A 13,241-nucleotide genomic window follows, 5' to 3' on the forward strand; every position below is an offset into this window, starting at 1 on the left:
CGCCCCAGGCGACCGAGACGAAACGCGGCACCCTCGCAAGGGCACCGCGTTTCCTCTCGCTTCGCTCGACGACCCCGTGGGGCCGCCGGGGCGATGGTCAGGCCTCTACGAGCTCGATCTGACGGAACAGGTCGGCGTCGATCGCCTCGCGCACCTCGTCGAGGAGCGTCTCGGGGATCGGCGAGTCGAGGGTGAGCACCGACAGGGCCTGGCCGCCGGCGGTCTCACGGGCGATCTGCATGCCGGCGATGTTGATGCCGGCGTCGCCGAAGCGCTGACCGTAGACCGCCACGATGCCGGGGCGGTCGGTGTACAGCATGACGACATGGTGCTTCTCGATCGGCAGCTCGACCGCGTGGCCGTTGATCGCGACGAGCTTCTCGATCTGCTTGGGGCCGGTCAGGGTGCCCGACACGGAGACCTGGCTGCCGTCGGCGAGCGCGCCGCGCAGCGTGACCACGTTGCGGTACTCCTCGCTGACGTCGTCCTGCACGAGGCGCACGGCGACGCCGCGCTGCTCGGCGAGCAGCGGCGCGTTCACGTAGGACACGGTCTCGCTGACGATCGGAGTGAACACGCCCTTCAGGGCGGCCAGGCGCAGAACGCCGACGTCGTAGCCGTTGAGCTCGCCGTGCACCTCGACGTCGAGGCTCGTGAGCGGCGAGTGCGCGAGGCCGGAGAGGATCTGGCCGAGCTTCTCGGTGAGGGGGATGCCGGGGCGCACGTACGGGTCGATGACACCGCCGGCGACGTTGACGGCGTCCGGGACCAGATCACCGCCGAGTGCGAGGCGCACCGAGCGCGCGACCGAGACGCCGGCCTTCTCCTGCGCCTCGTCCGTCGACGCACCGAGGTGCGGGGTGACCACGACGTTCGGCTGTGCGGTGAGCGCGTGAGCGGCGCTGCCCTCGACGGGCGGCTCGGACGTGAAGACGTCGAGGCCGGCACCCGCGATCTCGCCGTTCTGCAGGGCGACGAGGAGCGCCTCCTCATCGATGAGGCCGCCGCGGGCGACGTTGACGACGTACGCGGTCTTCTTCATCGCGCGGAACTGCTCTGCGCCGATCATGCCGGTGGTCTCCGGCGTCTTCGGCATGTGGATCGTGAGGAAGTCGCTCTCCGCGACGAGATCCTCGAGGCTCAGAAGCTGCACGCCGAGCTGCTGGGCGCGGGCGCTCGTGACATAGGGGTCGTAGGCGACGACGCGCATGTCGAATGCCGCCAGGCGCGCCGCGACGAGCGCGCCGATCCGGCCGAGGCCGACGATGCCGACGGTCTTCTCGAAGAGCTCGGCGCCGGTGTAGGAGCTGCGCTTCCACGCCCCCGCGGACAGCGACGCGTGCGCGGCGGGGATGCGGCGGGCGAGGCTGAGGATGTGGCCGACCGTGAGCTCGGCGGCGGAGACGATGTTCGACGTGGGGGCGTTCACGACCATGACGCCCGCGGCGGTCGAGGCCTTGATGTCGACGTTGTCCAGGCCCACCCCGGCACGGGCGACGACCTTCAGCACGGGCGCGTGCGAGAGCGCCTCGGCATCGATCCTGGTCGCCGAGCGGATCAGCACGGCGTCGGCGTCCGCGAGAGCGGCGAACAGCGCCTCCCGGTCGGTGCCGTCCACCGAGCGGACGTCGAAATCGGGGCCGAGTGCGTCCACCGTGGCCGGAGACAGCGTCTCGGCGAGCAGGACGACGGGCTTGCGGGCGGACGTGTTCACGGCGTTCTCAGGCACAGAGATCCTTCGGGACAGGAGGGAGGGGGCCGATGCGCCGCACCGTCGGGGCGCGATAGTGCCCACACTCTACCCGAGACGGCAGGGCCGCCAGGACCGTGTGACGGCCCGAGACAGAGGCTGTCAGTGCGCGCCGGAGAGCGTGTAGCCGACCACGTCGAGCCAGAACACGGCTACCAGACCCAGGCCTGCGAGCAGCACGAGCGCCACCGTGCCGAGCCCGCGCCGCCTGGTCACGGCGATCGCGACGACGTAGATGACGGCAGGGAGGATGATCGCGAGGATCAGCGCCACCCAGGTCGTCGCCCCGACGGCGAGGCCGACGAGCGGGATCATGTACCCGATCGCGTTCCAGATCGCGTAGGCGTAGAGCAGGCCGAACACGCCCAGCAGCGTGTAGAAGATCCAACGGGGACGCCGCGGATCCGCCTGCGGTGCGGTCGTCATCGACTCGGCGCTCATGCTCCCACCGTCCCGAACATCACGAAGGGCCACGGCACCAGCAGCGCGGCGCCGGCGATCAACGCCACGATCCGGATCCAGGTCGCGCTGCCGCGGGTCAGCACCCACGCGGCGGCGAACCACAGGATCGGGGCGAGGGCGGCGAGCCACATCCAGGGGAAGTAGGTCCAGTCGCCGAGCAGGAGGGATGCGCGCGGACGCAGCCGGAAGCCGCCCACGATCCAGCCCACGGCGAAGAGCAGGTACACGCCGCCGATGATGCCGTAGAAGACGAGCGCGGCGTTGCCGATCCCGGCAGGCTCGTCATCGACGTCTGCCTCGGCCTCTGCTGCGGGCGTGGTCCCGGCCGTCGCGACGTGCTCTGCGGCAGGGGTCCCGGCCGTGCTCTGCGCAGCCCGTGCCACCTCGGGAGCGGGATCCGCGGATGTCTGGGCGTCCGGCGCCGCGGGAGGCTCGTTCTTCGCGGAAGCGTCCGGCGCATCGGGCTCGTCGCCCTCCCAGCGCAGCGCGTCGTCCGGATCGGTCGTCATGTGTCCAGCGTAGCGACCGATATCCCTGGATCCGCGGGCCCTCGCCGCTAGGCTCGGGTCCAGCACCAGGCGGAAAGGACCACCGTGCCCGAGAACAGCAGCCACAAACCCGCCCGAGCGGCGGCCAGCAAGCCCGCATCGACCGCGTCGAAAGCCGCGGCCGGCGCCGACGGCCCCGCGGATCCCCCCGCCGGCTGGACTCCCACCCCCGAGGCCAAGGCCACCGCGACCCGGTTCCGCTGGATCGCGGCCGTGCTCTGGGCGGTCGCGATCGCCGCGGAGGCCGTCGGCATCTTCTGGTTGCTGCGTCAGCGCCAGTACGTCGGCGAGGACGGCAAGCTCGTCCGCAACCCCGACACCGGCCTGCTGGAGCAGCAGGGCGCGACCGCGACGTTCCCGCAGTGGGCGTTCATCACGCTCATCGCGCTCTTCGTCGTGATCGCCGCGCTGTCGATCACGGGATCCTTCCTGTGGAAGAAGGCGAACCGTCTGGATCCGGCCCGCCGCTCCGACACCGTGCGCTTCTTCGTACAGAACCAACTGGGCGCGATCATCGCGATCATCGCGTTCGTGCCGCTCATCATCATGGTGTTCCTGAACAAGGACATGAGCAAGGGCCAGAAGACCACGGCGGGCATCGTCGGCATCGTGCTGGCGGCGCTCGCCGTCGTGCTCGGCATCGACTTCAAGCCCTCCTCCGTCGAGCAGTACACCGCCGATCAGTCGACGGTCATCCAGCTGCTCGGGCAGGACAAGGTGGTCTGGGTCGACGGCGGAACCGTCTACCACGTGTGCGAGCAGGTCTCGGCGATCCAGACCGGCAGCGACAAGCGCACCGGCACGACCGCCCAGGCCGTCGAGGCCGGGAAGACCCGCCTGACGCTCGAGTTCGCGTCCGAGCTCCGCAAGTGCGGGCTGGCAGTTCCGGAGAACTCCCCCGCCATCGCCGACGCTCTGCGTGCCATCCGCGACGGCAAGACCGACACGACGCTGCCCGCCCCGGTGTGGGCCGACGGCGCCAACGCGCCCGCTCCGATCCCGGACGCCTCGTCGTCGGGCACCGAGCCGGCGCCGACCAGCACTCCGTGACCCCGCTCCGCTGAGCAGCGGAGAACAGACGAGCGCGACGTCCTCCTCAGGGCGTCGCGCTCGTTCGTTCTCGAGGGTCGTATGCGGCCGACGTGGAGATGGCTTTCGCCGCTTGCCGGCCGCTCGCGGCAGCGTTTTCCATCTCGCGGTGCCACGGCACGGAGTCCAGGACTCCTGCCTGAGGTCAGCTCCGCCCGCGCACCGCGGCGTCCGCGCGGTGCACGATGTCGCCATCGGTCACGTCGTAGCCGGTGCTCCCGCCGCCGGGCCCGCTGGGCGCGGAATCCCCCGAGGGGTGCCGTGCGGACAGGTGGATCGCGTCGACGCCGCACGCGGTCAGCGCGGGGATGTCCTCGACCCGTACCCCGCCGCCGGCCATGATCTCGAGCCGTCCCGCCGATGCCGCGACCAGAGCACGCAGGGCGTCGACGCCGTCGATGCTGCGCACGGCGCCTCCGCTCGTCAGCACACGGCTCACCCCGGACTCGAGGAGATCGCCGACGAGGGCCGCGGGCTCTGGCACCGTGTCGATCGCCCGGTGGAACACGAGATCCGCGGCTCCCGCCGCGTCCCTCCAGCGCTCGAGAGCGCGGAGGTCCACCGCACCGTCCGCGGTCAGCGCGCCGACCACGACCGCTCCCGCGCCACGGCGGACGACGTCGGAGACATCGGCGGCGACGAGGTCGATCTCCTCGGCGCTGTACACGAACCCGCCGACGCGGGGCCGGACGAGCACAGCGACGCGCTCCGGATCACCGGCCACGGCGAGCACGGCGTCGACCGTCGCTCCCGAGGGCGTGAGGCCCCCGGTCGCCGCCAGCGCCTGGCAGAGCTCGACGCGATCCGCCCCGCCCTCGAACGCGGTCCGCGCACCGGAGGGCCCGTCGACGGCGATCTCGAGCGCGATGCGCGTCACGGCGCGACCGTGAGGGTGGCGACGGGCTCGGCGCGCAGCCCCGCGGGGATGCGCACGATCCGGATGCCGTCTCCCGACGCCTCCGACTCCACCGCGGAGCCGTCCGTCCAGCGCGCCGCACCGTCGGCCAGTTCGGCGGGAAGACCGAACTCACCCGTGCTCGGATCGAGGGCGTGCACGTGCACCCCGGCGGCCGACTGCGTGTAGCGGCGCGGCGCGCCGATCTCCTCACCGAAGCGCACCCACGGACGCGTCCCGTGGATCGCGTCGCCGTTCCGGCGCATCCAGGCGCCGAGATCGCGCATCGTCCGGCGCTGCAGCTCGGGGATCCGTCCCGCCGCGTCCGGGCCCACATTGATGAGCAGGTTCCCGTTCTTGGAGACCACGTCGACGAGCATCCGGATCAGATCCGGCCCGGACAACGTCTGGCGCTCGTCCTCCGCCTGGTTGTATCCGAACGAGTAGCCGAGGCCGCGCGTGGACTCCCACGGGGCATCCAGGATCCCGGGGATGTGCGTGTACTCCCGCGTGAGGAAGCCGTGGTACGGCACGCCCCAGCGGTCGTTCACGACGCCGTTCGGCACGCGGTCGAAGTAGCGGCGCAGCAGTGCGGCGACCGCGAAGTCGTCATCGCCCTTGCCGCCGTCGGGCCACTCGATGTCGTTCCAGAGCACGTCGGGCGAGAACCGCTGGACGAGCTCGTCGAGCTGTGCCGCGGCATAGCGCGAGAAATGCTCGTCGTTGCGGCGGTAGCGGAACAGATCGGTGTCCGACTCGATCGCCGGGAAGTCGCTCGCGTGCCAGTCCAGCGCTCCGGAGAAGTACACGCCGAACCGCGCGCCGGCACGCCGCGTGGCGTCGTGGAGCTCCGCGACGAGGTCGCGCCGGGGCCCGCGGGCCACCGCGTTGAAACCGGTCGTGCCGGTGCCCCACAGGCAGAAGCCCTCGTGGTGCTTGGTCGTCGGGATCACGTAGCGGGCTCCGGCGTCCACGAGCTCGCCTACGAAGGCGTCGGCGTCGAAGGATGACGCGTCCCAGAGATCGGCGAGGTCCTCGTACGAGGTGCCGGGTCCGTAGAGCTCCTGGTGCCGCTGCCACGTCGGGCTGCCGGCGATCCGCACGGTGTTGCCGTACCACTCCGCGTACTGATGCCAGGCGTACGCGTCCTCGGTCGGGATGTTCACGCCCGCGCCGTGCTGCACGGCCCAGGCGGGCACCGAGTAAAGGCCCCAGTGCACGAAGAAGCCGAGCTTGGCGTCGCGGTACCAGTCCGGCACTCCGGCGGCCGGGTATGCGGGCGCGGCGGATCCGAAGTCGGGTCCGGTGCGCGTCTCGAAGTTCATCATGCGGGCAGCTCCTCTCCGCGACGGCTCACATGCGCGGTGAGCGCGGGGACGCCGTCAGTGTCGAACGGGAAGACGCCGGGCGCGAGCCGGTGGTGGCCCAGACGCAGCAGATCCTGGTCCACGCCACCCGGGGTGAGCGCGAGCGTCCAGTCGGCGGCGAGGTCGTAGAGCTCGGGCTCGAGGTAGCCGATCTTGACGATCACGATGTCGGCGGTCTCGGGATCCACTCCCAGCATGCGGAAGTCGTCGAGGTGGTGGAAGGGCTTGCGGCGCTCGGTGACGATCGCGTGCACGCTGCCGGAGCGGATCACGACCTGGGTGCCGGCGTCGGGGTCGCCCTCGGTGATCGAGAACACCTCGCCCGAGAGCGGCACAGGGCCGCGGGGTCCGGGATCCACCCGTCCGCCGACCTCGAGGGTCACGGTCGCGCCGACGCCGACGGCCACCGCCTGCGCCACCGCCGCGGCGTCGAAAACGGAGGCGTGCACGACGACGAGTCTGGGCTCCGCGAGCTCGGGCCGCGCGAGCAGCTCGCCGAGCGTCCAGGAGACATCTCCCGCCCCGCCCGCCGTGGGGTTGTCGCCGGAGTCGGAGATGACGTACGGGCGGGCGGCTTCCGGAGCGAGCGCCCGATCGAGCGCCTCGCCGAGGGTCGCGGTCGGTCCCACGAAGACGAAGTCGGCACGCGCGTCCCAGTACTGCCGGGCCAGGCGCTCGGCCTCCCGCGCGATGACCGCGCGGTCGTCGCCGGTCACCATCACGATCGCCATGTTGCGCGGCTCGTCGGCCCAGGCGTAGCCGACCCAGATCGCCGCGTCCACGACGCCGTCGAGCTCCTCGACATCCGGCACCTGCGCGTAGATGCCGCGTGCCGGCTCCAGCCGGGTGCTCGTCTTCTCCCCCGGCAGCAGCACGGGCACGGGCACCCACGCCTTGTAGGGACGACGGCGCAGCGGATCGGATCCGTGCGGACCGCGCAGGCGCGCGAGCAGGTTCCACACCGCGCGCTCCTTGGTGTTCATCCAGTCCTCGTGCGGCGCCATCCGGTAGCAGGTGAGCAGATCCAGCGCGTCGCGCAGCACCTCCGACACGTTGCCGTGCAGGTCCATCGAGGTCGACACGAGCACATCCTCGCCGAGTTCGGCGCGGACGGCGGCCGCGAGGTCGCCCTCGGCATCCTGCATTCCGACGACGCTCATGGCTCCGTGGATGTCGAAGAAGAACCCGTCGAACGGACCGCCGGCGGCGATCTCGGCGCGGATGCCGCGCACGATCGCGTCCTTCATCCGGAGATAGGTGGCCGGCGCCACTGCTCCGCCCGGCAGCGAGCGGCCGTGATGGATCGGGACCCACTCCGCCGCCTCGCGCAGTTCGCGGCCCTCGTCGAGGAACGGGTAGTAGCCGAGGAGGTCGGCGCCCTCGCGGATCGTGAAGGCCTCGTCGCCGGAGATGTGCGGCGAGAACGTGCTGGACTCGATCGAGATCCCGGCGATGCCGATCCGGGGGCGGGCGAGCCCCCGATCCTCGACGGCCGGGAGCGGCCCCATCCAGACCGTGTCGGCCTCGGGGCGGATGTTCGGGGTGGGCGCTGTCATGACGGCTTTCGTTCCTTCTCAGGCAGTGCGGGCGGTTCAGACGGTGGCGGGAACGGAATCGGCGAGTCGCGCGGACGCGAGCGCGGCAGCTCCTCGGGCGACGGCGTCGGCCGAGATCTCGGCGGGCACGATGCGGAGCGCGAACCCCGAGACCGGGGCATCGGTGCGCAGCGTATCGAGGATGCCGGGCTCGAGCAGGTCCCATGCCTCGCGCACTCCTCCGCCGATCACGACCATGCCGAGATCGAGCAGGGACGATGCGACCGAGGCGGCGAGAGCCGTCGCACGCGCGGCGTCCGTGAAGACGGCCAGCGCCGCGGTCTCCCCCGCCCTGGCGCGATCCGCGATCTCCGGGGCGGAGGCGTCGGATCCGGTGGCGGCGCGGTAGCGGCGGGCGATCGAGGTGCCGGAGGCGAGCGTCTCCAGATGTCCTGTCTGCCCGCAGGTGCACACCAGGTCGCTGAAGCCCGGCGTGTGGCCGATCTCCCCCGCCGCGCCGTGCACGCCATGGTGCACCGCGCCGTCGAGGGCGATCGCGCCCCCGACGCCGGTGCCGAGCATGATGCCGAGCACGTCGCTCTCCCCGCGGGCCGCGCCCCAGCGCAGCTCGCCGAGCAGGAAGGCGTTCACGTCGTTCTCCACCCACACCGGTGCGTCGAGGCGGACCTCGAGCTCTTCGGCGAGAGGGAACCCGCTCCAATCGGTGAACGTGGCCGAGGCGGCGACGACGACGCCGCGCTCCTGGTCGATCACGCCGGCGGCGCCGACGCCCGCGCCGGCCAGGGACGCGTCCAGAGCGCCGCACAGCCGGAGGACAAGGTCCGCGGCGGCGTCCGCCATCGCGGGCCCGCCCTCCGCGGCGGGCGCCGGCACGACGCCCTTCGCCAGGACCGCGCCGGTCTCGTCGGTCAGCACGGCGGAGATCTTCGTCCCGCCGATGTCGATGCCCGCGATCACGGGCGCACTCGTCTCCCGGTGCTGCACGGCACCGGATCCTGCGTCGTGTGTCATCGTCCGCCGAGCCCCGCCATCGCGATGCCCTTGACCAGATGCTTCTGCAGCACGATCACGAGGACCGTCGTCGGCACCATCGAGATGATCGCCGCCGCCATCTGGAGATCCCAGCGCGTGCCGGTGAGTCCGGAGAAGGTCGCAAGACCCACCGGGAGGGTGCCGTGCGCGTTGTAGTCGACCGTCACGATCAGCGGCCACAGGTAGCTGTTCCAGAACGAGAGGAAGGTGAAGACGGAGAGCACCGCCACCGCGGACTTCGCGAGCGGCAGGATGATCTGCAGGAAGGAGCGCAGGGGGCCTGCGCCGTCGACGCGGGCCGCCTCCTCGAGCTCGTACGGGATCCCGCGGAAGAACTGGCGCATGAGGAACGTGCCGAACGCGGTGAACGCGAACGGGAAGATCAGCGCCTGGTAGGTGTCCACCCAGTTCAGCCACTGCATGACCTGGAACATCGGGATGACCAGCACCTCGGCGGGCACCATCAGGGTCGCGAGGAACAGCACGAACACCGCGTCCCTGCCGCGCCAGCGCAGCCGGCCGAAGGCGTAGCCCGCGGTCGTGGAGACGATCAGCACGACGAGGGTTCCGGCGATCGCCACGAAGAACGAGTTGCCGATGTACGTGAGGAACGGGCCGTACGCGAACACGTCGGCGAAGTTGGACCAGCGCACCTCGGAGCCGACCAGCTTCGGCGGCATCGAGAACATCTCGTTGTTCGGCTTGAGGGCCGAGAAGAACGAGTAGATCAGCGGCGAGACGAAGACGAGCGCCGCCAGGTAGACGAAGACGTGGGCGATGATGAGGCGGGTCCGCTCGGCCGCGGACAGCGGCGCCTTCGATCGCTTGCCGCGGTCCTCGGCCGCGACCTCGTCGGACTCGCCGGACTCGACGAGGGCCGCCTGCTGCAGATCAGTGCTCATAGTGCACCCACTTCTTCTGCGCCCCGAACTGCAGCGCGGTGATGATGATGATGAGCGCGAACAGGATCCATGCGCCGGCGGCGGCGATGCCGAGGTCCTGGAACTTGAAGCCCTGGTTGTAGATGAACTGGACCAGAGGCTGTGTCGCGTTGCCCGGCCCGCCTCCAGTGAGCAGCTGAGGCTGCGCGAACACCTGCAACGACGTGATCATGGTCATGATCGTCGCGAAGAAGATCGACGGCGAGATCATCGGGACGACGACGCTCCACTGCATGCGGAAGCCGGAGGCCCCGTCGATCCGTGCCGCCTCGATGACCGACTCGGGGAGCTGCTCGAGAGCGGCGGAGAAGATGAGCATGTTGTAGCCCAGGCCCTGCCAGACGCTCATGATGATGACCATCGCCATGGCCCAGAACGGGTCGGCGAGGAAGTTCGGCAGCTTGATGCCGAACCAGCCCTGCGCGATGCCGTTGAAGAGGCCCTGCGGCTGCAGCATCATCTTCCAGACCAGGACGCTCGCGACCATCGGCGTGACGACGGGGATGAAGAACAGCACGCGCAGCGCACCGCGTCCGCGGATCCGCGGCCCGAGGGACATCGCCAGGATCAGGGAGCAGACGATGCTGAGCGGCACGTAGACGATCGTGAAGACGGCGGTGTTGCGCATCGCCGGCCAGAAGTCCGGGCTCGACGTGAAGAGCTTGATGTAGTTGTCGATGCCGTTGAACGTCTTGTCGCCGAACGTGGGCCAGTTGTAGAAGCTCATCACGACGGAGAGCACGACCGGCACGACGGTGAACACGGCGAGGCCGATCAGGGCGGGGCTCGCGAAGCCGAGCGCCTGACGGCCCTCCGCACGCATGAGGGATCCGCGTCGGGGCGGAGCACCGCGTCGGCTCTGCGACGCGCGGCGGCGGGATGCGGCGATGGTCACCGTTCCTCCTTCTTCCAGAATGGTGTCCCGGTCCGGCGGACGGATCCGCCGGACCGGGAGAGGATCACTTGCCGAACTGCTGCTGGGCGCTCTTGAGCACGTCGGCCATGGGGGTCTGGCCGTTGTAGACGCTCACGAGCTGCGGCTGGACGTAGGTGCCGACCTTCGACCAGTTGTCGGTGACGTACTGACCCTGCACGTTCGCGAAAGCGGCCTTGAAGACCTCCTCGACCTGCGCACGGTACTTCGCGTCGATCGACTCGAAGTACAGCGGCTGGCTCTCGGTGCGCGCCGGGTAGCTGCGGCCGGAGGAGGCGATGTAGTCCTGGGAGTCCTTGCTGAGCAGGGATCCGAGCACCTTGAGCGCGGCGTCCTTGTTCTCGCAGGTCTTGGAGATTCCGTAGCCGGAACCGAGGATGAGGCTCAGCGAGTCCTTGCCCTCACCGGGCAGCGGCGCCATTCCGGCGGTGAAGCCGGCCTCGTTCTTCAGGTAGCTGACGGCGTTCCAGGTTCCGTCGACCGCCATCGCGGCGTTGCCGTTGGAGTACTGGTCCTCGCCCCAGCCGCCGTCCGAGGCGCTGGCGACGGGGAGGGCGACCTTCTGGTCGGTGACGAGACCGGCGTACCAGGTCGCGGCGTCCTGGAACTTCTTGTCCGTGAGCTGCAGCTTGCCGTCCTGCGTGGCCGGCTGCACGCCCGCCTTCGCGATCGGCAGCGCCTGCCACTGGAAGTCGCCCATGCCGACGGCGAAGCCCTGCTTGCCGTCGCGGGTGGCCGCCTTGGCGGTCTTCTCGAAGTCGTCGAAGGTCCAGCCCGGCTTCGGGTCGGCAGCGCCGGCGGCCTTGAGCTGGTCGGCGTTGTAGTAGACGAGCATCGTGGCGGTGTCGAAGGGAAGACCGTACAGGTCGCCCTTGTTCTTCAGGATCTCGGTGGTGCCGGAGGCGAAGTCGCCCTCCTTGAGGCCCGCGGTCTTCAGGTCGTCCGCGGTGAGCTTCTGGAAGCCGGAGGTGTAGCCGGACAGCATTCCGCTGTTCATGCCCGTGACGCACGCCATGTTGCCCGAGGCCATGTTCGTGGTCAGCTTGGTGAAGAAGTCGTTCCACGGCGCGGTGCGCAGCTCGATCTTCAGGTCGGGGTTCTGCTTCTTGGCGACGTCGATCTGCGCCTGGAGCGCCTTGGTGTCGTCGGCGGATCCCGCCCACATGTCCACCACGACGGTCTTGTCGTCGGCGCCGGCGCTGCTGCTCGAACCGCCGCAGCCGGTCAGCACGAGCGCGGCGCCCACCGTGAACGCCGCCACGAGGACGAGGTGAGTCTTCTTCATTGAAATGCCTCCTCAGGCACGAACAGATCCTGGCTTCGTTTGAGTTCGAACGAAGTAATTCGGGGTTATGCCTTCATCCTGCCAGAGGCCTGCGTGAAACTCCAGCCGAACATCGGATGTCTGGCCCGGATCGTGAGAATTCCGTGATGAATCCGGATCCGTCGCGACATGACCACTAGAGTGATCTTCATTCGATCTCGAAGGAAGTGTCATGGCGCATTCGGCTGACCGGTCCCCCGACCGCCGCGAACCCTCGGCGTCCGGTGACCACGCCCGGCAGATCGTCGAGCTGGTGACGCGCGGCGAGGCGCTGTCCCGCTCGGATCTCGCCCGCCTGCTCGGCATCGCGCCCTCCACCGTGTCCTTGCGTGTGCAGGAGCTCGTGGATGCCGGAATCCTGCGGGAGAACGGCCAGGCGCAGTCTTCCGGCGGGCGGCGCGCCCGGCGGCTGTCGCTCGGCGGCACGCAGCACCGCGTGCTCGCTGCGGAACTCGGCGGCGAGCACGCGCGCCTCGGGCTGCTCGATCTCGGCGGCCACCTCGACCGGACGGCGACGATTCCGATCACGATCGCGGACGGCCCGGAGGCGACGCTCACCCTTGTCGAAGCAGGTCTGCGCGAGCTCGCCGACGGCGCAGACATCCGAGCTGTGGGCATCGCGCTCCCCGGCCCCGTCAACTTCGAGACCGGCAGCGTGGATCAGCCCTCTCGCATGCCCGGCTGGCCCGGATTCCGCGTCGGCGAGGCGCTGACCGCCCGCTTCGGCGTCCCCGCCGTCGTCGACAACGACGCGAACCTCATGGCCCTCGGCGAGCACCACCGCAGTCTCACGCGCGACCAGCACAGCATCACGGTCAAGGCGGGGACCGCGATCGGCAGCGGCATCATCGTGGCGGGCTCCGTGCATCGCGGAGCCACCGCCGCGGCCGGGGACATCACGCACACGCGCATCGCGGAGGCCGCGGACATCCCGTGCTCCTGCGGCAACCACGGTTGCCTGGAGACCATCGCGAGCGGCGCAGGACTCGTCCGCCAGATGCGCGAGCGCGGCGTTCCCGTCGCGGTCGCCGCCGATGTGCTGGAACTCGCGCGCAACGGAGATCCGATCGCGACCACGCTGGTGCGCACGGCCGGCACGCACCTCGGTCAGGTGCTGTCCGGCGTCGTCAACTTCTTCAACCCGCACGCCGTGTTCCTCACGGGAAGCATGAGCGCGAGCGAGCCCTTCCTCGCCGCGGTGCGCAGCCGCGTGTACGAGGCGTGCCATCCGCTCGCCACGCAGACGCTGCGGATCGAGTCCGCGCGGACCGGTCCGGATGCGGCGCTGTACGGCGCCGCGCGCCTGGCGATGGAGCTGGTCGACCCCGTCGCCTGACGCGACG

At 70.2% G+C, this 13,241-nt stretch carries 12 protein-coding genes; 2 read left to right on the forward strand and 10 right to left on the reverse strand.

The window, feature by feature from the left end:
• Positions 1-97 precede the first annotated feature (97 nt).
• The 3 genes from serA to RS86_RS18295 all read right to left on the reverse strand — a co-directional run bounded on the left by serA (position 98) and on the right by RS86_RS18295 (position 2,721).
• Positions 98-1,729, reverse strand: a complete 1,632-nt coding sequence (gene serA / locus RS86_RS18285; protein ID WP_235281829.1) for a phosphoglycerate dehydrogenase — start codon at positions 1,727-1,729, stop codon at positions 98-100.
• 123 nt (positions 1,730-1,852) lie between these two features.
• On the reverse strand, positions 1,853-2,191 hold the full coding sequence (locus RS86_RS18290; RefSeq protein ID WP_052680382.1) for a hypothetical protein: 339 nt from the start codon (positions 2,189-2,191) through the stop codon (positions 1,853-1,855).
• Positions 2,188-2,721, reverse strand: a complete 534-nt coding sequence (locus RS86_RS18295; RefSeq protein WP_045273721.1) for a hypothetical protein — start codon at positions 2,719-2,721, stop codon at positions 2,188-2,190. Before RS86_RS18295 ends, RS86_RS18290 begins: the two co-directional genes overlap by 4 nt.
• 84 nt (positions 2,722-2,805) lie before the next feature.
• On the opposite strand from RS86_RS18295, the gene RS86_RS18300 reads away from it, so the two are divergent.
• The gene (locus RS86_RS18300; RefSeq protein ID WP_045273722.1) at positions 2,806-3,810 is read left to right on the forward strand and encodes a hypothetical protein; all 1,005 of its coding nucleotides are present in this window, start codon (positions 2,806-2,808) and stop codon (positions 3,808-3,810) included.
• Positions 3,811-3,994: 184 nt separating this feature from the next.
• Here the strand turns inward: RS86_RS18300 and RS86_RS18305 are convergent, their stop codons facing one another.
• The 7 genes from RS86_RS18305 to RS86_RS18335 form a co-directional block, all read right to left on the reverse strand.
• Positions 3,995-4,726 (reverse strand): copper homeostasis protein CutC, encoded by a 732-nt coding sequence (locus RS86_RS18305; RefSeq protein WP_045273723.1) that lies wholly within the window; start codon positions 4,724-4,726, stop codon positions 3,995-3,997.
• Positions 4,723-6,072: an alpha-L-fucosidase gene (locus RS86_RS18310; protein WP_045273724.1), complete on the reverse strand. Its 1,350-nt coding sequence runs from the start codon at positions 6,070-6,072 to the stop codon at positions 4,723-4,725. Before RS86_RS18310 ends, RS86_RS18305 begins: the two co-directional genes overlap by 4 nt.
• On the reverse strand, positions 6,069-7,619 hold the full coding sequence (locus RS86_RS18315; protein WP_327037109.1) for a M81 family metallopeptidase: 1,551 nt from the start codon (positions 7,617-7,619) through the stop codon (positions 6,069-6,071). The genes RS86_RS18310 and RS86_RS18315 overlap by 4 nt, the downstream gene beginning before the upstream one ends.
• A gap of 84 nt (positions 7,620-7,703) precedes the next feature.
• Positions 7,704-8,678 (reverse strand): ROK family protein, encoded by a 975-nt coding sequence (locus RS86_RS18320; RefSeq protein WP_045273726.1) that lies wholly within the window; start codon positions 8,676-8,678, stop codon positions 7,704-7,706.
• The gene (locus RS86_RS18325; RefSeq protein WP_045273727.1) at positions 8,675-9,601 is read right to left on the reverse strand and encodes a carbohydrate ABC transporter permease; all 927 of its coding nucleotides are present in this window, start codon (positions 9,599-9,601) and stop codon (positions 8,675-8,677) included. The genes RS86_RS18320 and RS86_RS18325 overlap by 4 nt, the downstream gene beginning before the upstream one ends.
• The gene (locus RS86_RS18330) at positions 9,591-10,535 is read right to left on the reverse strand and encodes a carbohydrate ABC transporter permease (protein WP_235281830.1); all 945 of its coding nucleotides are present in this window, start codon (positions 10,533-10,535) and stop codon (positions 9,591-9,593) included. Before RS86_RS18330 ends, RS86_RS18325 begins: the two co-directional genes overlap by 11 nt.
• 64 nt (positions 10,536-10,599) lie before the next feature.
• On the reverse strand, positions 10,600-11,859 hold the full coding sequence (locus tag RS86_RS18335; protein WP_045273728.1) for an ABC transporter substrate-binding protein: 1,260 nt from the start codon (positions 11,857-11,859) through the stop codon (positions 10,600-10,602).
• A 211-nt stretch (positions 11,860-12,070) separates the two neighbouring features.
• On the opposite strand from RS86_RS18335, the gene RS86_RS18340 reads away from it, so the two are divergent.
• A complete protein-coding gene (locus RS86_RS18340; RefSeq protein WP_045273729.1) occupies positions 12,071-13,234 on the forward strand; it encodes an ROK family transcriptional regulator in 1,164 nt (387 codons plus the stop codon).
• Positions 13,235-13,241: the final 7 nt, after the last annotated feature.

Source organism: Microbacterium azadirachtae (genome assembly GCF_000956505.1).
Classification (GTDB): Bacteria; Actinomycetota; Actinomycetes; order Actinomycetales; family Microbacteriaceae; genus Microbacterium; species Microbacterium azadirachtae_A.

Bases quoted from the DNA above. Each gene is read 5' to 3' on its own strand.
- RS86_RS18290 (WP_052680382.1), bottom strand. From the start codon at position 2,191: ATGAGCGCCGAGTCGATGACGACCGCACCGCAGGCGGATCCGCGGCGT.
- RS86_RS18295 (WP_045273721.1), bottom strand. From the start codon at position 2,721: ATGACGACCGATCCGGACGACGCGCTGCGCTGGGAGGGCGACGAGCCC.
- RS86_RS18310 (WP_045273724.1), bottom strand. From the start codon at position 6,072: ATGATGAACTTCGAGACGCGCACCGGACCCGACTTCGGATCCGCCGCG.
- RS86_RS18315 (WP_327037109.1), bottom strand. From the start codon at position 7,619: ATGGGGCCGCTCCCGGCCGTCGAGGATCGGGGGCTCGCCCGCCCCCGG.
- RS86_RS18320 (WP_045273726.1), bottom strand. From the start codon at position 8,678: ATGACACACGACGCAGGATCCGGTGCCGTGCAGCACCGGGAGACGAGT.
- RS86_RS18325 (WP_045273727.1), bottom strand. From the start codon at position 9,601: ATGAGCACTGATCTGCAGCAGGCGGCCCTCGTCGAGTCCGGCGAGTCC.
- RS86_RS18335 (WP_045273728.1), bottom strand. From the start codon at position 11,859: ATGAAGAAGACTCACCTCGTCCTCGTGGCGGCGTTCACGGTGGGCGCC.
- RS86_RS18340 (WP_045273729.1), top strand. From the start codon at position 12,071: ATGGCGCATTCGGCTGACCGGTCCCCCGACCGCCGCGAACCCTCGGCG.